The sequence below is a fragment of the Microcoleus sp. A6-C6 genome (assembly GCF_036705955.1).
In the GTDB taxonomy this organism is placed as follows: Bacteria; Cyanobacteriota; Cyanobacteriia; order Cyanobacteriales; family Microcoleaceae; genus Microcoleus.
Genome location: NZ_JAUBVR010000038.1, coordinates 42,415 through 63,388, shown reverse-complemented (window position 1 = coordinate 63,388; position 20,974 = coordinate 42,415). Strand labels below are relative to the sequence as shown.

At 44.1% G+C, this 20,974-nt stretch carries 20 protein-coding genes and 1 tRNA gene; 8 read left to right on the top strand and 13 right to left on the bottom strand.

Going from position 1 to position 20,974, the window contains the following annotated elements:
* Positions 1–133: 133 nt before the first annotated feature.
* From ureC to QUB52_RS16755, 6 genes are all read right to left on the bottom strand, one after another.
* Positions 134–1,858: an urease subunit alpha gene (gene ureC, locus QUB52_RS16780; protein ID WP_332972978.1), complete on the bottom strand. Its 1,725-nt coding sequence runs from the start codon at positions 1,856–1,858 to the stop codon at positions 134–136.
* 73 nt (positions 1,859–1,931) lie between these two features.
* A complete protein-coding gene (locus QUB52_RS16775) occupies positions 1,932–2,603 on the bottom strand; it encodes a DUF4276 family protein (RefSeq protein WP_332972979.1) in 672 nt (223 codons plus the stop codon).
* A complete protein-coding gene (locus QUB52_RS16770) occupies positions 2,600–3,742 on the bottom strand; it encodes an AAA family ATPase (protein WP_332972980.1) in 1,143 nt (380 codons plus the stop codon). The genes QUB52_RS16775 and QUB52_RS16770 overlap by 4 nt, the downstream gene beginning before the upstream one ends.
* Positions 3,743–3,906: 164 nt before the next feature.
* The gene (locus QUB52_RS16765; protein ID WP_332972981.1) at positions 3,907–4,218 is read right to left on the bottom strand and encodes an urease subunit beta; all 312 of its coding nucleotides are present in this window, start codon (positions 4,216–4,218) and stop codon (positions 3,907–3,909) included.
* A 33-nt stretch (positions 4,219–4,251) separates the two neighbouring features.
* The gene (ureA, locus tag QUB52_RS16760; protein ID WP_332972982.1) at positions 4,252–4,554 is read right to left on the bottom strand and encodes an urease subunit gamma; all 303 of its coding nucleotides are present in this window, start codon (positions 4,552–4,554) and stop codon (positions 4,252–4,254) included.
* An 83-nt stretch (positions 4,555–4,637) separates the two neighbouring features.
* The gene (locus tag QUB52_RS16755; RefSeq protein WP_332972983.1) at positions 4,638–5,510 is read right to left on the bottom strand and encodes an urease accessory protein UreD; all 873 of its coding nucleotides are present in this window, start codon (positions 5,508–5,510) and stop codon (positions 4,638–4,640) included.
* Positions 5,511–5,683: 173 nt separating this feature from the next.
* On the opposite strand from QUB52_RS16755, the gene QUB52_RS16750 reads away from it, so the two are divergent.
* Positions 5,684–8,383 (top strand): DNA methyltransferase, encoded by a 2,700-nt coding sequence (locus QUB52_RS16750; RefSeq protein WP_332972984.1) that lies wholly within the window; start codon positions 5,684–5,686, stop codon positions 8,381–8,383.
* A 415-nt stretch (positions 8,384–8,798) separates the two neighbouring features.
* The gene (locus QUB52_RS16745; protein WP_265233447.1) at positions 8,799–10,574 is read left to right on the top strand and encodes a sensor histidine kinase; all 1,776 of its coding nucleotides are present in this window, start codon (positions 8,799–8,801) and stop codon (positions 10,572–10,574) included.
* A 397-nt stretch (positions 10,575–10,971) separates the two neighbouring features.
* Here QUB52_RS16745 and QUB52_RS16740 read toward each other — a convergent pair.
* Positions 10,972–11,056 (bottom strand) — tRNA-Leu (locus tag QUB52_RS16740).
* 200 nt (positions 11,057–11,256) lie between these two features.
* Here QUB52_RS16740 and ndhL point away from each other — a divergent pair.
* Both ndhL and QUB52_RS16730 read left to right on the top strand, forming a co-directional pair.
* Positions 11,257–11,472, top strand: coding sequence for an NAD(P)H-quinone oxidoreductase subunit L (gene ndhL, locus QUB52_RS16735; RefSeq protein WP_193972727.1), 216 nt, complete (start codon positions 11,257–11,259; stop codon positions 11,470–11,472).
* The gene (locus QUB52_RS16730; protein WP_265233448.1) at positions 11,473–11,778 is read left to right on the top strand and encodes a DUF3007 family protein; all 306 of its coding nucleotides are present in this window, start codon (positions 11,473–11,475) and stop codon (positions 11,776–11,778) included.
* An 81-nt stretch (positions 11,779–11,859) separates the two neighbouring features.
* On the opposite strand, the gene QUB52_RS16725 is transcribed toward QUB52_RS16730, so the two are convergent.
* Positions 11,860–12,024 carry a hypothetical protein gene (locus QUB52_RS16725; protein ID WP_265233587.1) on the bottom strand — a complete coding sequence of 55 codons (165 nt, stop codon included), beginning with the start codon at positions 12,022–12,024 and terminating at the stop codon, positions 11,860–11,862.
* Here QUB52_RS16725 and trpA point away from each other — a divergent pair.
* Positions 11,984–12,784, top strand: a complete 801-nt coding sequence (gene trpA / locus QUB52_RS16720) for a tryptophan synthase subunit alpha (protein ID WP_332972985.1) — start codon at positions 11,984–11,986, stop codon at positions 12,782–12,784. The genes QUB52_RS16725 and trpA overlap by 41 nt on opposite strands.
* Positions 12,785–13,421: 637 nt before the next feature.
* Complete coding sequence (locus QUB52_RS16715) at positions 13,422–14,147, top strand: DUF6658 family protein (protein ID WP_265233450.1); 726 nt, start codon at positions 13,422–13,424, stop codon at positions 14,145–14,147.
* 425 nt (positions 14,148–14,572) lie between these two features.
* Here QUB52_RS16715 and QUB52_RS16710 read toward each other — a convergent pair whose 3' ends face one another.
* Positions 14,573–16,204: a YcjF family protein gene (locus QUB52_RS16710; RefSeq protein WP_332972986.1), complete on the bottom strand. Its 1,632-nt coding sequence runs from the start codon at positions 16,202–16,204 to the stop codon at positions 14,573–14,575.
* A 23-nt stretch (positions 16,205–16,227) separates the two neighbouring features.
* On the bottom strand, positions 16,228–16,482 hold the full coding sequence (locus tag QUB52_RS16705; RefSeq protein ID WP_265233452.1) for a hypothetical protein: 255 nt from the start codon (positions 16,480–16,482) through the stop codon (positions 16,228–16,230).
* A gap of 620 nt (positions 16,483–17,102) precedes the next feature.
* Here QUB52_RS16705 and QUB52_RS16700 point away from each other — a divergent pair.
* On the top strand, positions 17,103–18,923 hold the full coding sequence (locus QUB52_RS16700) for a sensor histidine kinase (protein ID WP_332972987.1): 1,821 nt from the start codon (positions 17,103–17,105) through the stop codon (positions 18,921–18,923).
* Between the two features lie 101 nt (positions 18,924–19,024).
* Positions 19,025–19,552, top strand: coding sequence for a hypothetical protein (locus tag QUB52_RS16695; RefSeq protein WP_332972988.1), 528 nt, complete (start codon positions 19,025–19,027; stop codon positions 19,550–19,552).
* A 127-nt stretch (positions 19,553–19,679) separates the two neighbouring features.
* Here the strand turns inward: QUB52_RS16695 and QUB52_RS16690 are convergent, their stop codons facing one another.
* From QUB52_RS16690 to QUB52_RS16680, 3 genes are all read right to left on the bottom strand, one after another.
* Positions 19,680–20,090 (bottom strand): Npun_F0494 family protein, encoded by a 411-nt coding sequence (locus QUB52_RS16690; protein WP_332972989.1) that lies wholly within the window; start codon positions 20,088–20,090, stop codon positions 19,680–19,682.
* 155 nt (positions 20,091–20,245) lie between these two features.
* Positions 20,246–20,578, bottom strand: a complete 333-nt coding sequence (locus QUB52_RS16685) for a DUF5615 family PIN-like protein (protein WP_332966814.1) — start codon at positions 20,576–20,578, stop codon at positions 20,246–20,248.
* Entirely contained in the window at positions 20,571–20,888 is a 318-nt protein-coding gene (locus tag QUB52_RS16680) for a DUF433 domain-containing protein (protein WP_265233458.1), read from the bottom strand. Before QUB52_RS16680 ends, QUB52_RS16685 begins: the two co-directional genes overlap by 8 nt.
* Positions 20,889–20,974: the final 86 nt, after the last annotated feature.

Sequence of the window (20,974 nt, the reverse complement as noted above, 5' to 3'; positions counted from 1 at the left end):
CTGGCTTTTCGCTCATCTGACTACATTACCATATTTTTCGGCTCTCAATCAACTATTTTTTACCTGAATCCTTACGTCCTGCTTGCCTCAAAACCTGCTGGAAAAGGAATGAAGTCCTCACTACGAACTTATATCAAAACAGAAAATATCGCTGCGCCATTGGCAAAATAGTTGCCGGTTCGCAAGTTAATAATTCCCCATCCGCCCTCACTTCATAGGTTTCTGGATCGACTTCCATCTGCGGCAAATAATCGTTCAGTTTCATATCTCTTTTACTAATCTGCCGCGTCCCCGAAACTGCTACAGTTGGCTTTTGTAAACCTAGCTGTGCGGCAATATCTCGATCGCGCGCAGCCTGCGAAACAAACGTCAAACAAGTCGCCCCAATAGCCCCCCCAAAGCTGCCAAACATCGGCCTCATATGCACCGGCTGCGGCGTCGGAATGCTGGCGTTAGCATCTCCCATCTGCCCATAGGCGATCGCACCACCCTTAATCACCAACTCCGGTTTCACCCCAAAAAACGCCGGCCGCCACAAACACAAATCCGCCAACTTACCCTCTTCCACCGAACCCACATACTGACTAATTCCATGAGTAATCGCCGGATTAATCGTATATTTTGCAATGTACCGCTTCGCCCGAAAATTATCATTTTCCCCACTGGTTGCAGGGGTATCTTGCCCATCCAAATGACCTCTTTGTACCTTCATTTTATGTGCCGTTTGCCAAGTCCGAATAATCACCTCTCCAACCCTACCCATCGCCTGCGAGTCAGAAGAAATCATACTAAACGCACCCAAATCGTGCAAAATATCCTCAGCAGCAATAGTTTCCCTTCTAATTCTTGACTCAGCAAAAGCCACATCTTCAGGAATCCCCCGATCCAAATGGTGGCAAACCATCAACATATCTAAATGTTCTTCTAAAGTATTGACAGTGTAAGGGCGAGTCGGATTAGTTGACGAAGGCAAAACATTAGCTTGGCCGCAGACTTTAATAATATCCGGTGCGTGTCCGCCGCCAGCACCTTCAGTGTGGTAAGTGTGAATAGCGCGATTTTTAAATGCCGCAATTGTAGCTTCCACAAATCCCGCTTCATTCAGAGTGTCGGTGTGAATTGCAACTTGAACGTCGTACTCGTCAGCTACATTCAAACAATTGTCGATCGTTGCTGGCGTAGTTCCCCAATCTTCGTGGAGTTTCAAACCCATTGCACCGGCAAATATTTGTTCAATTAATCCTTGGGGTTGACTGCTATTTCCTTTACCTGAAAAACCGATATTTACGGGGAAAGCGTCGGCTGCTTGCAGCATTCTGTACATATGCCAAGGCCCCGGAGTGCAAGTTGTGGCGTTTGTACCGGTTGCTGGGCCAGTACCGCCGCCGATCATGGTAGTGACTCCAGAGGCGATCGCCACTTCGATTTGTTGCGGGCAAATAAAATGAATGTGAGTATCAACTCCCCCCGCCGTGAGAATCATTCCTTCACCAGCAATTACTTCTGTACCCGGCCCGATAATAATATCTACCCTATCTTGAATGTAAGGATTTCCAGCTTTACCAATTTTGTAAATTTTTCCGTTTTTAAGTCCAATATCCGCCTTAACAATTCCCCACCAATCCAATATTAAAGCATTAGTAATTACCGTGTCAACAGCACCATCAGCATTAGAAATAGGCGACTGTCCCATGCCATCGCGAATGACTTTGCCGCCACCAAATTTGACTTCATCCCCGTAGGTTGTGAAGTCTTTTTCAACTTCTATGAATAATTCTGTATCGGCTAACCGCACGCGATCGCCCGTTGTCGGCCCGAAAGTTTCCGCGTAAGCGCGGCGATCCATTCTGTAACTCATTTTAATGCACTCCTCATCAGATTTTCTAGAATTTTTGTCATTGCCCCAATGCTTGACTATACATTAATTTATGCTAAAAATTTTGCGTCTGTATACCTTCTATAAACTCAACAAATGGTTTGAAACATTGAGGACATTTTTCCGCAATTTCTTGATACGAAGTATTCCCGAGTATCAATTTTGCATCCACCGTTTTTTTGTATCCTTTGCCAGAATCTCTGAAAAGTTGCTCTACAATTTTCGAGGGGGGGCGATCGTGATTTTGGTCTTCTACCGGTATTGTCCAGGTGACAGCTAGAGAGGTAACTCCTAGTTTACTTTGTAAGGCAGATTCAGACGCCAAAATCAAAGCTTCCATTTCATATTTAAAACAAAAAACTTTGAAGCGTTCTTTGAGACGTTCATCCTGAATACCTTTATTTTGTAATACTTGAGAAAAATTATCCATAATTCCCGCTTTTAGCTGTTGAAAAGTCTCATGGGGAAACCCTTTATTCTTAGGATATAAGTCTGGGAAAATAATTGCAATTGAATTCGGATTATTGCAAAGAATATTAACAGCTTTTATTGGAGCATTCAGCAGCAACTCTTTTTTAGCGTCACCTCCCCTATCATTGTCACTTCCTTTGATTGGAAAAAACTCTATACTGACACCTTCTTCAGATTTTTTGTCAATCAAATTTACTAACAATGCTTCCATTGCATTTTTATCTGATGGCCCTTCTACATAGATAATTACCCTCATGGTAGAAGCTCCAATTCATCACTGCGGTGGAGTTTTTCAATTTCCTCTGTCCCAAAGTCATCAAGCATATCTGTTAAAACTTTGGAATTACCAGGTTTAATAAACTTTGATTCTCCATTCTCCTTTCGCATCACAGCAATTTGGGAAATATCAAATTGGGTTAAAAAATAAGAAGAATGAGTAGCCAAAAGAACCTGAGTGCGTTCAGCAGCTTTTTCAAACAATCCTGCTAAAAGAGGGAGTGTCCGAGGATGAACACCTTGATCCGGTTCATCAATACAAATTAGAGAGGGTGGTTTCGGGTGCAAACAAAGACAAATCCAACAAATTAATCTTAGAATACCATCGGATAAATCCGCAAGACTTAAATCCTGGTCAATCCCTTTTTCCTGCCAAAATGCGATAACTTCCCCAGGCCCGCCGCGAGCTTTTACGGTCAATTTTTTGAATCCTGGAATAACTGATTGTAAATGTTGTTGCAGGTCATCAAAAACGGCGCTATGTTCAATCATTAAATAGTGTAATACTGAACTCAAATTCCCTGCATCTTCATCCAACACTGGTTCTTGTTCAATGAGAACAGATTTGCGAATTTTGTGATTAGCAATGTTAAATGAACTGTAAAATTTCCAACCCCCGATATACTCTCGTAGTTTATAGAGAGTTGCTAAACCTGGATTTGTTATTGTCCTGAGTGCGAGTTGATTGCGTTTGGGAAATAGGCGATTTGTCTCTGCATATCCTGGTTCGCGATACAAACCTTCAGTACCTTTAAGATCCATGAACAAATGTTGAGATGACTCAACTCGCTCGAAAGAAATTTGCGGATTGCTTCTCGGCCCCATGAGTTCTCCTTGATAGGAAATATTAGACTCACCTGTATCAATTTTAAGCTCCCATTCAAACTTTTCTGAGCCGGGAAGATGGAAAATCTGTTGACCGATAGAACCCTTAATAATTTCGTTAGGAATCTCGCTTTCCATACTGTCGGTCAAAAATTTTAGAAACTCAAACAGGCTTGATTTCCCAGAACCATTAGCTCCGACAAGAATTTCTAGTGGTTCCAATCGAGCAGTAAAATCTCGGAATGGTCTATAACCTTGAATTTTGATTGAGGTTATTCGAGAGTGCGGTGTCATTTCGCTACCTGTCGTTTTAGTAATATTGTTGATAATACAGGACTTACGCACGGCTGCAAAAAACTCGGTTTCTATGTCAATATCTTTCGCATAAATGCACGATTATTCTCAGAAACCTGGTTTTTCGCGTAAGTAAGTCTTATAATAGTCTAATTGTCTCTCATTCATCCATCTAACTCACCATTAATCTTACCGTTAAAGCCGTAAACTTGACGGCTACCAACAAACGGTACTAATTGCACTTCCCTTTCATCTCCCGGTTCAAATCTAACTGCTGTTCCCGCCGGAATATCCAATCGCATTCCTTTGGCTTGTTCTCGATTAAATTCTAAGGCTTCGTTTGCCTCATAAAAGTGATAGTGGGAACCGATTTGAATGGGTCGATCGCCCGTATTCCCTACTAGCAGCCGCACCGTTGGGCGATCGGCATTTAATTCAATTTCGCCCTCTACAACAATCATTTCTCCCGGAATCATGTCTGTCTCCTGTGATTTTTTGCGGTTAAATATTTAACGAATCGGATCGTGCACTGTCACCAACTTAGTTCCGTCAGGAAAAGTCGCCTCAACTTGCACTTCATTCACCATTTCGGGTATGCCTTCCATCACATCTTCCCGCGTCAGGAGAGTTGTCCCGTAACTCATTAAATCTGCGACGGTGAGGCCGTCTCTTGCTCCTTCTAAAATCGCGGCTGAAATGTAGGCTAGTGCTTCTGGATAGTTTAATTTTAAACCTCTTTGTTTCCGGCGCTCTGCTACTAGGGCGGCCGTGAAAATCAGTAGCTTGTCTTTTTCTTGGGGGGTGAGTTGCATTTTTATTCTGGTAAGGGCGATCGCATTATTGGATCAAGTTTAACTATCAGTCGCGGTAAATCTATTGAAAATAAAATATGATTCTATTTTACCCAAACTCTCGGCAAACAGCAAGGGCGTTCGGAAAAAGATAAACGCAGCAAGTGCCAAATGCTCACAAACCAGTCTCTAGCTGCGGCGGTGGATGTACCGCGATATCGGCACAGCAAACCGTTGGGAATGCGAGTCACGCCGATGGTACAATTACCAGGATAAATTGTTGCTTCAGATGGCAAAGCTCGCACTTGTCCCACGAGTTCTGTGGTGACGGATTCACCAACCCAAGCGAGGGTAGCGACTACGGGTTTTCCTGCTAAACCGTGAGAACTTTCTAGCATTTCTGATCCACCTTGGAGCCATTGTCTGTCAATCCACAGAGGGCTGTTCTGCTGCCAGATTTCGGTGTGCGATCGCCATTCTCCCGACAAGAATTTTTCGCCCCTAGCACTGCGTCCAAATCTGGTAATTTCCCACAGTAAAATACTGGCTTGCGGGGCTAATTCTACCCGCAAATTTTGTCGATAAATTGCGCCATCGAAAACGATGGTTTCCTGCGGTAGCAATTCCAAATTCGCAGCGGAATCTACTTGAATATCAATATTTTGTTGCGCTGACTCTCCGCTGCTGCGATAAATTTTTGCAGCGGCTGCGGTGGTGATTAAGGCTTTGGCGTTTGGTTGGAGGTGAAAATTGCTGGAAAGGCGATCGCCCCCGACAACTCCCCCAGCCGTGTGTAAAACTACGCTGTGACAAACCTCTTTTCCTTCAGGATAAAACGGACGCTGCACCTTGAGGGGTGCTTGCATTTGGTTGTGGATGATTTGAGTTGCGCCGTCACGGTTGGCGTAGACCAAATTGAGCTTGCCGTGCCATCCATTTATCTTATTTGCAGCTTGTTTAGTAGAAGGTTCAGTCACAAATTTTTGCTAAAAACAGTCACTCTCAAAAATATACCACGACTGCTGCACCGTCAATCAACTTTTTAAATCAACTAGATATCCCTGGCATACCCCGGAATAGTCCCTACTTTATTTCATCGGATTGAAAACTGTTATATACTAATTAATCAGGCCTTTAAAACTATCCTCCCATGCCAGCCACCCCCGAAAGCCTCCACAAATTTGTCGCCTATTGCCAACAAAACATTACAGGCGATGAAAAAGGACAAGCACAGGTATTTTTAGACCGCTTTTTTCAGGCATTCGGTCACGAAGGGACATTGGAAGCTGGCGCAACCTATGAACAACGCATCGAAAAAGCCAGCAAGAAAGGTCACATGGGATTTGCTGATTTGGTGTGGAAAAAGCACGTTTTGATTGAAATGAAAAAGCGGGGAGAAGACTTAACTAAAAGGGAGTATCGCGCCCAAACTGAGCGGTATTATCTGCGCCTAAAAAAAGACGATCGCCCTCGCTACGTGATAATGTGCAATTTTGATGAATTTCACATTTACGATTTTGACCTTCAGCCTGATGAACCTTTAGACATTATAGCATTAAAGCAATTGCCAGCGCGTTCGCCCGCTTTTGCTTTTATGGAATCTGTCGCCCGCCGCCCGATATTTAAAAATAATCAAGTCGAGATTACAGAAAAAGCTGCTAGCAGAATGGGGATGTTGCTGGAAATGCTAATTGAGCGCAAATCTCCTAAATTTAATGAGCTTCAAGCCCAGCGATTTGTGTTGCAGTGCGTGTTAGCAATGTTTGCGGAAGATAGGGGACTTTTGCCGCTAGGACTTTTTACTCGCTGCGTTAAAGATTGCTTAGAAGGGGCAAGTACCTACGATGTTTTAGGCGGCTTATTTCAAGCAATGAACCAGGATGGAGTCACGCCTGGGGGACGTTATGAAGGTGTGGAATATTTTAACGGCGGCTTATTTTCGGAAATTCACCCCATAGAATTGCAACAAGGTGAGTTAAAAATATTAGAAGTTTGTGCCGAGCAAAATTGGAGTAAAGTACGCCCTTCTATTTTTGGTAATATCTTTGAGGGGGCGTTGAAGAATGATAAAAAACAGCGGCACGCACATGGCATTCACTTCACTTCAGAGGGAGACATTCGGCGGATTGTTTTGCCAACGATTACTTATTACTGGGAGGAACGGATTCAAGCTGCAACTACAGTTAAGCAACTGCAAAATCTGCACCAGGAAATAGGTAGCTATCGGGTACTAGATCCTGCCTGCGGTTCGGGAAATTTTCTCTATGTGGCTTATCAGGAACTCAAGCAGATTGAAAAGTTATTGTTAGATAAGTTAAATGACTGTGAAGGTTCAAAAGTTCACCTTTCAGTAGTTACGCCGCAGCAATTTTATGGTATGGATCTTAACTCCTTTGCGGTGGAGTTGGCGCGGGTGACGCTGATGATTGGCCGCAAGGTGGCGATTGATAATTTGGGATTGCAAGAACCTTCTCTGCCTTTGGATACTTTGGATCAAAATATTGTCTGTGCTGATGCTTTGTTTACTGAGTGGGTGAAGGCGGACGCGATTATCGGAAATCCGCCCTTTTTAGGAGGAAAGCATATGAGAATGACACTGAATGATAAATATATTGACCGCGTATTTGAACGGTTTTCAGATGTCAAAGATTCTGTAGATTTTTGCTCTTATTGGTTTCGGATTGCTCATAAGAATTTAGGCACTAATGGTCGGGCTGGTTTGGTGGCTACTAATTCAATTAGTCAAGGGAAAAGCCGCGCTGCTGGTTTAGATTATATTGCTCAAAATGGCGGTTATATTTATGATGCTATTTCTACTCAACCTTGGTCTGGTGAAGCTAAAGTTCATGTGAGTATTGTTAATTGGAGTAAGCAAGAACCGAAAGGTTACAATTTAGATGGTCGCCCAGTTTTAAATATTAATTCTTCGCTGCAAGCTACGATTGATGTTTCTCAAGCGGCTAGGTTGTTAGCGAATTTAAATAAATGCTTTCAAGGTGTAATTCCTAATGGTAAAGGATTCATTCTTACTGAAGAAGAGGCTAAAGACTGGATTAAAGCTGATTTAAACAATCAGGAAGTTATTAAACTTTTTTCAATGGGTGCGAATCTAGCTAAAAATGCAAACAGCGTACCTGATAGATGGATTATTGATTTTAATGACATGACGATAGAACAAGCTAGCAACTACGAACTACCTTTTAATCGATTGAAATCAACTATTCCCATCGAACGTCAGAATAATCGCAATGAAGCACTAAAAATAAACTGGTGGAAATATGAAGGCAAACGCTTAGGAATGAGAAAGGCGATCGCACTATTATCTCACTACTTTGCAGTTCCAGAGGTATCTAAGTGGGCTATTTTCGTGTCTTGCCCTTGTGAATGGCTCCCAGGAAATAAAACTAAAGTTGTTGCCTCTGATGATTTTTATGTGTTTGGCATCCTGACATCTCAAGTACACCGGACTTGGATGCACGCTCAAAAATCAACTCTCAAAGCAGATATCGCTTACACCCACAATACCTGCTTTGAAACTTTCCCATTTCCCCAGACAGCCAACCGCAAATTAGTAGAGCAAATTCGCGCAACTGCTGTCGAACTGCACCAATATCGCACTCAACAGATGTCAACAAAACAGTGGGGAATTACTCAACTTTACAACAAGTTTTTTGCAGAACCAACCAGCCAACTTTATCAACTCCACGAAGCGCTCGATCGCCAATGTAATGCAGCTTACGGATTTACTGACAGCGACGATATCTTAGCAAAACTGCTGGAATTGAACCTAGAACTGGCAGAAAAAGAAAAACGGGGAGAACCCGTAGTTGGGCCTTCTGTCCCCAACTGATTGAAAATATTGCTCGCAGTTATCATAAGTTTTGTAAATCAGCGTAAAATCACATAGATTGTTGATACAGATCACAAACATTCTCGCATAATAACAGAGATAATTCAGAAGGGATCGGCTAAATTGCGTCTGCTAGCAGCGAAAACAGCATTTATCTGGTGGACTTAAGACAAAAAATAGTTTCAATATTTTGTACGCAACCGACTGTCCACCCCAAAATAACGCCAAAAGTTAAAAGCCAAAAAAACTGTCGGATCTCCCGATCGCATTTTTTCAGGAGTAAGAGCCGAAATATTATAGGTTTTAACCTAAGTTAAACGATTGACCGATAAATTCAGGTTTTGGCTGTTCCTCAAACTTACAAAAAATTGTGCAGGATGTCAACAACTCCTGATTGTTTTGGGAGGAACTTTAAATGTTATTATTTACTCAAAATCAGCGCCAAGATAGTAAACTAGAGTCAAATTGCTATGTTAAAAAAAACTTGTTCCAGCATTCATCTATTAATCTCAATTGGGTGAGGGAACGATTCAATCATTTGCGGATCGGCCAAAAAATTAGCTACGGCTATGCTTTAGCGATCGGCATAGCGATTTTGGGTACGGGTGCGGGACTGAAAGCCGGAGACTACTTTCGCAAGCAAGCTTTAATTCAGGTAAATGTTGCTGGGCAACAGCAGCAACTGCTGCAAAATTTGCAAAATACCGTATTTGAAGCCCGATCGCACGCGGCGAAATTGCCGGCCGTTTTGGGAGACACGGTGTGGCTGCAATACGAACACGATCGCTTTGTCGGGCAAATCAATCAGGCGAAAATCCTGATTTCAGAAATTGAATCTTTCGCACGAGAAAATCCCGATAAACTAGCAACAGAAGAGGCAGCATTGCACGCTATATTGCAGAGATATGCCATCGTCATTGATTACTACGATCAGCTAATTAAATTGCAGTTAAAAGAAGCGGATGTTTGGAACTTGCCACCCAACAGCATCGAGTCCGCACAGCTACAAATGTTGAGGACGAGCAGCGGTCAAGAGGCGATGGTACTAGATAACCTTGCTCACAGTTTAACCGAGCTAATTTCTACAGTAGAAATTCAAAAACTGCAAGGAGCGGAAGCATTAGAAGAAGCAGAAGGTTTGGGAAACCGAATTATTTGGGGGGGGATGCTAATTTCAGCACTGATCGCCGTGTTACTGGCGGACAAAACCAGCCGTGCGATCGCCCAACCCCTCGAAACCGTCACTAACGTCGCTCAGCAAGTCGCCCGCGAATCGAATTTTAACCTGCAAGTACCAGTCACAACCGAAGACGAAATCGGAGTTTTAGCAGCTTCTTTCAATCAATTAATTCAGCGAGTTAGCGAGTATACAGAAGAACTCAAACAAACTCAATCCCAATTAATTCAGACCGAAAAAATGTCGTCTCTCGGTCACATGGTAGCAGGTATAGCCCACGAAATCAACAATCCCGTCAACTTCATCGGGGGCAACATTGACTATGCCAACCAATACATCGAAGATTTGGCAGGTTTGGTAACTCTCTATCAAGAATACTATCCCAACCCACCAGATGCAATTCAAGAGCGCATCGAAGATATTGAATTGGAATTTCTCAGAGAAGATTTGCCAAAAACACTTTCTTCGATGAAAATGGGAGCCGATCGCATTCATGAAATTGTCGTATCCATGCGTAACTTTTCGCGCTTAGATGACGGCAAAATGAAACCTGCCGACATTCACGAAGGAATAGACAGCACCCTGGTAATTCTCAATCATCGACTCAAACAAGGTATTGAAGTTATTAAAAAATACGGCAATTTGCCTCCGGTTGAGTGCTTTGGATCGCAACTGAATCAAGTATTTATGAATATTATTAGTAATGCAATAGATGCGCTGGAGGAGGTGAAAAAGACAGACAAAGGGTTTTCACCAACGATTTGGATTAGCACGGAAGTTATGGCAGACAACGCTGTCACTGTCAAGATTCGGGATAATGGGCCGGGAATTGCAGCAGCCAGTGCCCAGCAGATATTTGACCCATTTTTTACTACAAAGTCGATCGGCAAAGGCACTGGATTGGGATTAGCTATTTCCTATCAAATCGTTGCCAAGCATCAAGGCAAAATCGAGGTGAATTCTCAAATAGGACAGGGCACGGAATTTGTAATTAATTTGCCAGTTGCTGCGTAGTATAGCAGGCGATTCGGGACGCTGCTCAAAGCCATTGGTGTCAACAATCGCCTAAAACCGTTGATAAATCTCGCTTTTATCCGAGACCAGATCCCCCTAAATCCCCCTTAAGAAGGGGGACTTTGAGAAGATTCTTGTCCCCCCCGACTATCATGGTGGCTAGGGGGGATCGGGCCTCAGCGGTAAACAGCAGTCTGTAACTACGTTTGATGTTAAGTTGACACTAATGGCTCAAAGCCCATCCCACAAATCTTGCAAGAATTACTAAAAGCTGGCGCGCATCTAATTTGAAAAATCTTCTTTCTTAAAACTCTTGTGGGGTGGGCGGAAGAGCCCGCCCAGAAAAACAAAGTTAAATGCCGCAACAGCTTGTTAACTCACAAAACATAGAATTGTATGGGGGTGGAGGGACTTGAACCCACACGACCGTTTCGGGTCAACGGATTTTAAGTCCGTAGCGTCTACCATTCCGCCACACCCCCCTTTCGTCAAGCTGCTGCTGTGGGTTTGAGCCAGTGACAACAACAGCCTTTTATTCTACAACCAAACCCCAATTTACGCAACCCCTAATCGAAAAATTCTCAAAAGTCGCGCTGGATCTCCCCAAGCGGTACAATAGTTAACCAGCTAGCGGAGCGTGTCAACGCACTTACCCGTGTGATTTTCCCCCTAAATCAAATCTATGTATATTACTTTACTGCTTTATGCCGTCTTGGCCGGAGCCTACCTCCTGGTAGTACCCGCAGCCACCTACGCCTACCTGAACAGCCGCTGGTACGTGGCCACCTCTTTTGAGCGTGGCTTTATGTACTTCTTGATGTTCTTCTTTTTCCCAGGTATGTTTCTCCTAGCTCCCTTTTTGAATTTTCGCCCCAAACGGCGGCAGATAGAAGCCTAAATGCGACGTATTGATGTAATTGGAATCAGTCTCGGCTTTTTTGTAGCAGGTGGGTTGGCCTACTTGGTACTACAATTCGCCGGACTCGACAGCATGAATGCAGGCATTTGGAGTCAGTTATTTTTAGTCGCCGGCTTGATTGGCTGGCTGGTGACTTATTTATTTCGTGCACTTACTCAAAAGATGACTTATAGCGAGCAACTTAAAGAGTACAAAGATGCTGTCTTGCAGAAGCAGCTAGATGCACTCACTCCTGAAGAGTTAGCCAAACTTCAAGCCGAAATTGAACAGGAAAAAGATAATTAGTCATTAGTCATTAGTCCTCAGTCATTAGTCATTAGTTATTGATGAGTTATTAGCGATTAGTCGTTAGTAACAAACTCTCTCTCAAATGACTGGGGACTGATGATTGATTGCAGATATCACGTCCCAGAAAATAAGCACGATCTTCTTCCTTCTTCCCTCTTCCCTCTTCCTTCTTCCCTCTTCCTTCTTCCTTCTATCATAACTAATGAGTATTTCTAATTGTTTTGAAACGTTGCGTAAAAGCAACCAATGTGCATTAATTCCTTTTATTACTGCTGGCGATCCAGACTTGGAGACAACGGCTAAAGCACTACAAGTTTTGGATGATAACGGTGCAGATGCGATCGAGCTTGGTGTTCCCTATTCTGACCCGCTGGCTGACGGGCCGGTGATTCAAGCCGCCGCTACTAGGGCTTTGCAGCGGGGAACGCGGTTAGATCCGGTGCTGGAAATGGTAGCTAAAGTTAGTCCGAATTTGCGATCGCCCATAATTCTCTTTACATACTACAACCCGATTTTGTACCGAGGTATCGAAACCTTCTTGCAGCAAATCAAAAGTGCTGGAGTTCAGGGATTGGTTGTACCAGATTTACCCTTGGAAGAAGCCGACAGCCTCATCCAACCTGCCCAAAAATTAGGGATTGAACTAACATTATTAGTTGCTCCCACAAGTCCCAAAAGTCGCATAGAAGCGATCGCCCGCCAGTCTCAAGGATTTATTTACTTAGTCAGCGTGACGGGGGTTACAGGAGTGCGCGAAGGCTTAGATACGCGAGCAAAAGAGTTGCTGCAAGAAATCCGCAGCATCACCGACAAACCCATCGGCGTTGGCTTTGGTATCTCGACACCGGAACACGCTCGCCAAGTCAAAGAATGGGGTGCAGACGCTGTGATTGTTGGCAGTGCTTTTGTTAAACGCTTGGCCCAAGGCACTCCCGAAGAGGGTTTAGAGGCGATCGGCGAATTCTGCAAGAGTCTCAAAACAGCGATTCAAAATGATTACTAACTGTGCAGATATTTTCAGCCATTAGACAGATGTGGGCGATCGCCACTTACGGCGAAAATTGGCATTAAAGACCTTGTTGTACTTGAGATCATATACCGCCTTCCTTCTGGTTCCTGACCGGAGGGTTTTTTTTAGCTCCCAAAACGCAAAATATTTTAACGCAGTGCACGCGCCCAGTAGCAAACGCTCAGCCAAGTAGGGAAACGGCATTGCCGTTTCGTTACCGGAAACTGCGACTTTTAATAATTGGTATAAGATTGAGGATTGTCGCATGAGTGAAGTACAGATATCGGGCGCAGGACAGGGCAGTGCCGTGTCCTGCTGTCCTGGGGAGCATCTCAGTTTTGCAAATGCAAAAAGCATTTTTTTTATCATAGTGCTGTCCCCGCTCGCGTATTGTACAACTCGCGAGCGGGGACAGCACTATAAATGCAAAACAGAGATGCTCGCGTGTCCTGCGCTGTATTTCATCCGATTAAACACTGCTATAACTTGAGGAATCTAACTTGAGATAGATAAAAAACTCCTGTTTCTATTCGTATACTAAAAAAAGTGTTTAAACGCCTAATTCTGTAATGCTAGCCATCTACAGAACCAGCAAGCATTTGAGCATCTCACAATAGAAAGGAGCATTTTTATGAACCGACTAACTGCGTTTCTGAAAAAAATTCGAGCTGTACAAATTTTAACAGTGTTTCTCGCCGGGATTTTAGTATTAGTGAGCACTGCCTGTACTCGCGCTGATGTGATAGCAGGAAAAACGCCCGAGCCAACAGCAAAAACGTCCGACCAAATTAGAGAAGAAGTGCCTTCAGAGGCTGTAACTTCCGTATACAAAGGCGGCCAGAATCAATACAGCGATACAGATCCCAGAAACCCAAACGTTACAGCAGCAGAAGCAAAAGCTAAGCTTCTCAAAGAGGAAGCCCAGCGCCGCATCGACACCAAATCTAGCAGCAATGTGCGCGAAAACGTGCGGCGGGTAGCAGATGACGCGCCGAACAAACTTGACCAAATTGGCGACAAGATGAATGACAATGCTCGCACCGCTCAGCGGAAAGCTGATGAGTTTGGTGACAAAACAAAAGAAGGCTTTGCTAATCTCAAGGAAAATACTCGCGAAGGCTTGAAGGGAGCAAAAGAGATTGTTAAAGAAGCCACTGAAGGAGCAAAAGAAAGAGCTAGTGAAGGTACTGAGTCGCTGAGATATAATGTCAACCAAGGCAAAGAAAATGTCAAAGATGCAGCGCGAAATGTAAAATACAACGCTGAAGATGCCTCGGACAAGGTGCGCGCGAAAGTGAATCGAGATATTGACAAAACTCAACGAGCAGCAGAAAGAGCGGCAGATGCGATCGACTAATTTCAAATAACGCTGTTTATCGATCTCACAGCAGCAGTCAGACAGGGGTTTTAGCCCCTGTCTGACTGCATATTATTATGCTAGTCGGTTTTAACCCAATACGGTTCACTTAAGACAGATCCCCCCTAACCCCCCTTAAAAAGGGGGGAACAAGAATTTCTTCAAAGTCCCCCTTCTTAAGGGGGATTTAGGGGGATCTCCGGGCAATAAATAGTGTTAAGTGAACCGTATTGGGTTTTAACCCAATACGCTTGGAAGAAGAGAGTCCAGTCGATCAAACCCTATGAAAAATAGACACGCTCGTTTGCTTCGTGCCTCTCTTCGGACAATCTTAACCGCTAGGAGGACTGGTCTTAGCAGAATGACTAATGACTCATGACTAATGACTCATGACTAATGACTCATGACTAATGACTCATGACTAACTACCATTCATCGTTGCGCTTATTACTGTAATTTTCCCAATCGTCGGATTGCCGCTGATACAAGGGTTCTGGTTCCAATTCTGTTGGCATTTCTAATTCTAGTTCCGATGCTTCTTGCTGATAGATGTTTAGAGGTTCGACAACGCGGGCGATCGCATCTTTGACAAAAGCTTTGACAAACTCGTCTTTCCGATTTAACTGAAACTGCCTTTGCACGACTTCGGCAATGCCACCGTCGCCCCAATCTTGGTCATGACGGAAATATTCAATAAAACTTTTCCCGGCAATTCTGGTTAAATAAGCGGCGCTGACTGCTTGAATTGCTTTGCCAAGTACAAATCCGGCTACACTTAATTGCAACGCCCTTGACACTACTTGAATTACGCCTTCTACTATTCCCAAGCTGGCTAGGGTTTTGGCGAGAGATAATGCTAATTCTTTGGCGCGATCGATATTTAATTCGCAACCGTAAATCTTGGCAATTTCTACTACCATTTGAGCGTTAACTGCTGCTGTCGCCAATAAATCTACAACTGGTAAAGGCGTTACGGCAATTACTCCGGCTCCGATCCACTGAAATCGCTCTACTACTTTATCAGCGGCGCGCCTCCTTTGAGCGTCAATTAATTTGCGGGCTTGGTCTCCCAAATGCTGAGATTGTAGCAAAATATTGTCCGCAATTAAGTCTTCGCCTTCGGCTCGCAAAATTGCTGCGATGCGCCGAATTAAGGGCATCATATCCGGGTCTGGTTGAAATATTGTGCCGCTTTCTAGTACAAATTTTTGCGGGTTGGCGCTAATTGCAACTACATCCATTGCTGATACAAAACCTTTGACTCGCTGCCGCAGTCGATCGAGAATTTCGTCTCTGTCACTGTCGGGATAAAGGTCAACTTTATTAAAAACTACGATCGACCTTTTGCCAATTTCCGCCAAAGTCCGCAGCGGTTCATACTCAGATTTACGCAAATCGCCGTCCAACACAAATAAGATCAAATCAGCCCGGGCCGCCAACTGCCGCGCCAATTCCTCTCTGTAAGTCCCCGCTACTCCCGCTTCCAAGATGCCTGGGGTATCTGTAATTGCTAATTCTCGATCGACTCCTTTCAATTTCAGAGTGTAAGTTTCTCCAACTTCGGTAGTTCCCATCGGCGCGCCCACCTGTCCCGCCATCCGCCCCACGAGGGAATTTACAGCGGAAGTTTTGCCCGCAGAACCGGTGCCGAAAACCACTATCCGAACATTGCCGCGAGCCATGTTAGCTTCAATTTCGCGGGATCTCAACAGCAAAGCTTGGCGCGCTACTTCATCTTGAATGCGATCGACTTGCTGTCTGATTGCTTTGAGATTTTCCGAAGCAGCTTCACTTTTGACAACAGGAATCTTGGGATTGATCGCCCGTTTTCCCTTAACTTTTCCCGGTCGTTGTAGCAGCCGAAAATAGTAAAATAGCGCAAAAATTAGCGTTGCCAAAAGTACAATGATCAGGAAAATTAGCAAATTAGCCAGCAGCGGAGAAGCAGACCACGCAACTTGACTGTAAAGCCCTGTTAAGGAACTCACCAGCCCAATAATCAGCCCCAGGGTGAGGCAGAAAGCGGCAATTAAGGTTAACAGGCGCGGCAAAGGCATGAGGGCAGCGGCAAATAAAAGGGCTATGCTTTGATTTTTACATTACCGCGATAGTAATTAGTTATTGCAAATCTAAAATATAAAATGGCGAAGTGCCCGATCGCACTGCTTAGTCTGCCAATCCCGATTCTGCTTGTGCTGTCAGCAGAATGCAAGCGGGTTTGAGTGGTAGCGAGTGCAGGCGGACAAGTGCGCGCCCAAAGCTGCAATTGTAGCGGGTGCAGGCTGTTTATTGGTGCGTACACCCGCCCGATCGCCGAAAGCCGATTTCTTGACACCTACGTATTTAATCGGTGATTTATGCGATCGCCCCTCAAGCCACACTTCTTTATAAAAAAAATAAATATCGCATTGAGTTACGTAGAAACACGGTTTCTTAACGCAATACCAGTTTCATTCAAAGAATGCAACTGATCGAGTCCGCGATCCAAACCCTTACCGAATCAGTCAATCGATTTTAAATTGTAGATTTTAGATTTAATCCACAGATGAGTCTGGGAGCTTTAACTTTGGGAACTCCACGATTCATGTCTGGGGCTTGTCTCCGTTTTTAGCGCTGGTCATTCCCAATTCTTCTAAAATCTAAAACAGTATAAGTGCGTCTTAAAAGCTCCGACAGCGGAAACCCGAAACCTGGTTTATCGGGAGCATCTGGGTTTTGCAAAAAGCATTTTTTTTATTATAGTGCGATCGTCCCCGCTCGCGTATTGTACTCGCGAGCTCGCGACAGCTCGCACTATAAATGCAAAACTGAAATTATCCCGGTTTCTCAGCCAGGGTAAGAGCGTCCTCATTAACAAAAATTATCACATTAATTATCGATGCGGTACTTTATAATCAGCCGTGAGTTAAGTTAAGCTTAATTTTCAGTGCGTGAATTATTCACAGGTTCGCATCTATGCAGCTCAAACATCATAACCAGGCTTCACAAGAACTCCCTACCTCTTTCGAGTATAAAATCAAACAGAGCCACCCACCAAAGCTTAATTATTTTGCTCAAATAGCCCGATCCTTCGGAAACCTCAGTATTAGCGACAAAATCTGCCGTGGCTACGCACTGGCTCTTTGTGTGGCGATTGGGGGAACGACTGTCGGAATGCTGGCGGGGAATCATTACTATCGCAGAACTAACAATCAAGTACACATCGATCGAGAAAGTCAGCTTTTAAATAAGTTGCAGGTGGCTTTACTGCGGACGCAAAACAGCCAACAGCGATTGATTTACGGGATAGAACAGCCCGAAATTTTTGACAGCAAATACCAACAGCTACAAAAGAATATCTACAGTTTGAAGTTGTCGCTATCTGAAGTTAAAAATCAGAAAAAGATGGAACAGGCAGCAGGTTTACAGGCTTTTATAAAAAGTTACGATCGGCTTCTGTTAAATTACATTCAGCAGCTAGAAACAGTTAACGCTCAAATCAGTAAACTGCCACATTCGCTAGCTCAAAAAAGTGTTAAAAGCAAGTTGTTGTTGAATTTCGAGCGAGATAAAATTGGATTAAAATTAGAGAAGACGACTAATGATTTAGGAGCAATTATCGATCGCGCCCAAGAGCAAGAGGATGCAGCGCGGGAGGCCCTGCTGCGAGCGCAGACGCTGCGGGTGCAAATCATTTTTGGTAGCATGGCACTGTCGATCGTCGTTGCAGCACTACTGGCGAGCTTCACCAGTCGGGCGATCGCCAAACCCCTCACCGCTGTAACTAAAATCGCTCAGCGAGTGACCCAAGAGTCTAATTTTCAGTTGCAAGCACCAGTGACCAGCACCGATGAAGTGGGAGTATTAGCAACTTCGCTAAATCAACTGATTCTGAAAGTAAATCACTTGCTAAAACAATTAAAATCTGAACAAGAAAGCCAAATATTTCAAAATGAAAAAATGGCAAGTTTGGGGCGGATGTTAGCCGGTGTGGCTCACGAAGTTAACAACCCAATCAATTTTATCTATGCCAACATCGACCCCGCGAAAAATTACGTGGAAGATATTTTAGATTTGCTCAAAACTTACGAAACAGAAATCCCAAATCCGCCTCCCGCCGTCAACGAAAAAGCCGAAGAAATAGACATCGATTTTCTCAAAGAAGATTTGATGAAAATATTCGACTCAATGCAAGTTGGCGCTGAAAGAGCCAAAGCTATTATCTTAAGTTTGAAAGATTTTTCTAGACTCGACGACGCAGCGCCTCATCCGGTCGATTTGCACGCCTGCATAGACAGCAGTTTGCTGATTCTCAACAGCCGAATCAAACAGGGCATTGAAGTGGTGCGTAATTACGGGGATATTCCGACTGTTGAAGGCTATATGGGTTTGCTTTACCAGGTATTTGTGAACGTTTTGAACAATGCAATAGATGCTGTGGAAGAACAAGCGAAAATTGAAAAAATCCGCTCTGAGGAGGACAAAAAACAATCCGATTTGGAGTCGAGCAAACAGGAAGTGCCGAGTTTTTCGCGGAAGATTGTGATTACTACAGAATACTTGGACGATGACTCAGTGGTAGTGCGAATTTCCGATAACGGTACGGGAATACCTGTGGCCAGTCAAGAAAAAATGTTTGAAACATTCTTTACGACTAAACCGAGAGGTGTAGGTACTGGTTTGGGATTGGCAATCGGCCGCGAAATTATCGTCAAAAAACACGGCGGGACGATTAACTGTTGGTCAGAGATGGGAATGGGGACGGAATTTGCGATCGCCCTGCCGATCAAACATTAGAATATATTATGGGGATTTGAAATTTGAGCTTGAGAATTGGTAATTGGTAATGGGTAATCGGTTAATCTAGACTGGAGCAATTACAGCAAGGATCGAAAATTATGGGACTATTTGACCAAATCTTAAGCGCGATCGACAATCCGAACCAACAAGCAAGTCCCAATCAGTTGGGCAACATTCTGGGTGCGGTAGAGCAACTGAGCGGTAGCCAGGGCGTTGATGCGGGTACGACTCAGCTAGCGATGTCGGTTTTGGGTGGATACGTGCGATCGGCCTTACAAGACGTGCGATCGCAATCTGGAGACGCACAAGCCCAAGAAGTTGTCAACCAATTTAGCGGCACAAATCCCAATCCACAAGCGGTACAGAGTTTGTTCGGAGGTGGCCAACTGACGCAAATAGTGGCTGATATCGCCCAAAGAACCGGTTTGAATAACGCTACAGTGCAAGCGATGATACCTGTTTTAGTGCCGATCGTGCTCAATTTGCTGCAAACCGGCGGCAACGCCCAAAATCCAGCCCAGGGCGGAAATCCCGTTTTGAATGCGTTTTTAGATGGAGATGGAGACGGCGACGTAGATATTACTGACGCCATGTCGATGGCGACGCGCTTTTTGAATCAGCGCTAATTGCGTGAAAATTCGGGGAGAGAAATTGACGTTAGTAGTGAGGACTTCAACCCTTATTAAAATCTAATTATGTAGGTGCGCAGTGCGCACCTTACCGCCTTAACGCTCTGATCTGAACTGTATTTCGTTATGAAAATAGTCCGAACCCCCGGCTAATGGTATTTCCCATGCGATCGCACAATGATGCAGTTGGTAAGCTATTTCCTTGCTGTTCCCATTTTTCCACAAGTTGGCGGCCAAGCGGCGTGAGGCGAAAACTGTCGGTAATCCCTTGTCCGTCTACTTCGCGCCGCAAAACGCCGACTTGGATCAGCCACAGCAGGGAGTTTTCGGCTACGAGTTCTGATACGGGCGATCGGGTGTAGCCACTTTCGACACCTCCATTGGAGGCGATCGCACTGAGGAAAACACTGTTATCGCGGATGGTCTGGAAGAAGTGTAATTGAAATGGGGCACACCGGATCGCGCGATCGGCTCTTTTTACGGTGCGATCGGGATAACTAATAGATTTAAACGCTTCGGATGGGATAAAAGTCATTGATTTGGCTCTGAATAGGTAGTATATTTTTTATTCTTACAGATTTATAGTCAAATTGAACTGGAAAAAAACCTACCAATATTTTCACAGCAGTTCAACAGATTCGCAACTACGGTCAGATTAATACTCATGCTGCAAGTGCCGATCGCCTGTTTTTACAAATACTCCAAATAATTGTTCATTTCTTCAGCATTCAGTATCTCCCAAATTAATACTAACCCTTGCAAAATTTCCCCAATCGATTTACTGGTTTGCGGACAGTAAACAATACCCGCGTGAGACAAACCTGCATAATGCAGTCTTAAAAAATCCGTATCTTGGGTGAAAATTACTCGCTCTTGAGACAGGGAAAATGCTAATTGTTGTTCGTCGGATTGCCCGATCATTCCTTCTTCTGGTGTCGTGGTGATATCAATTCCACGTCTTCGCAATCCATTCGCTATGGCAAGAGTTATATTTTCGTCGAGATGAAATTTTATCTTAGCCATGCTGACGATTTTTTAATTTTTGTTGCAATAGCGATGGGGTTTGAGCTTTTAATTGGCGGGCAAATTCTGCATCTGCTTCGATTGCAGAGCGGATTTCATCTCGACGATCGTGATAATAAGCTAAAGCTGCATAGATATCAGATAAAGTAATGCTGGGATAGTGATACAAAATTTCGTCTGGTGACATTCCCATTTGTTCGTGCCAAACAACAATATCCTGAACTCGGATGCGATGTCCGGCGATACGGGGTTTTCCCCCACAGACTCCAGGGGTGATTTCGATGTGTTCTTGAATTACTGCGATCGACATGGTAGAGAATTAATGTAGGATGTCTATTCTATTTTAGGACAAATGAGACGATTTTGCTTGTAAAAGGCATTTTACGCTAGCCTTTT